General features: G+C 71.8%; 1 pseudogene. It reads left to right on the top strand.

Going from position 1 to position 1,075, the window contains the following annotated elements:
* Positions 1–336 precede the first annotated feature (336 nt).
* Positions 337–1,075: pseudogene (locus tag I53_RS26665) on the top strand (hypothetical protein); the annotation flags it as partial.

Raw genomic sequence — 1,075 nt, 5'->3', positions numbered from 1 at the left:
TGCCAAGCGAACGGTCCAGCTGAAAGCGCGGTTCCCTCAAAGGCGGACTCTGGCGCGAACCGCCGCGGCTTCACGGCATTGTATCACCGTCTGCCAACACCCGCCTATTCGACGCCCTGAATTTCGATTTTTTCGGTTCACCGCCCAGAAATCGTCTCCGCTGTTAAGATTGAACCGGTAGACATCGATCCGGCCGTGCTTGATCGTGGCGCGGCGTAACAGAATTCGAGCCTGCGCGGCGACCGTATCGGCGGTCACCGCCGGGCGCATACCGGGTCTGGCTGCCGTGAACGTCGATACGAAAGCCGACACGCGGGGCATGAGGCCGACCGGCTGATGGAGCGGGCGACCGGAGGCATGGACCGGCCATCGGCGGCCGGCGGCCGGGTTCCCGCCCGGGCCGAGCCTTCGCCCTCGCGGACGCTCCCCCGCAGCCGGACCGTCACCGTTCGACTGGACCGCCGGGCGCTGCGCGGCTGGCATATCCGCCTTCTCGACCAGCTCGGGCAGCGGCCCGACCACCGGATCCGCGTCGCATGGGTCGACCACGCGGGGGGGCTGCCGCCGAACGCGGAACTCCTGTTCCGGCTGGAGGCCACCATCCACGGCCTGCCCCGGCCGGGCCTGGCCACGGCGGCCGAGCCGGTGGCGCTCGCGTCCTACGAGGCGAGCCCCGCGGGCGAGGAGCTCCGCAGCAGCGGCGCCCACGATCTCGTCCTTGATCTCTCGAGCGCGCCTGCGGAACCGGGATCGGCACCGGCGTGGCGGCTCGACTATGACGGGATTCCGGGCGAAGCCGGCCTGCTCGCGGCCCTGTTCGCCCATGGTGCCCCGGTGGCGGCCCTGCGTGGAGCGGACGGCAAGCCGGTGGCCTTGGGGCGCCTGGGCGCGGAATCGCATACGGTGATGCTCGCGGCCTTCGAGGGCTACCTCGCGCGGAACCATCACGCTGATCCTCGCCGCCCTCGACGGCGCCGCCTCAACGGAGCTTCCCGAAGGGGCCGGGGCGCCCCTGCAGCCCGCGACCGCCTAAAACCTCGGCCGCCTTGGGCCCCGGCGGGCGGGCCGCCGGGGG

It is taken from the genome of Methylobacterium sp. B1, assembly GCF_000333255.1.
GTDB classification, from domain to species: Bacteria; Pseudomonadota; Alphaproteobacteria; order Rhizobiales; family Beijerinckiaceae; genus Methylobacterium; species Methylobacterium fujisawaense.
The sequence above is the reverse complement of the archived record's forward strand: the minus strand, read 5'-3'. Positions and strand labels throughout refer to the sequence as shown.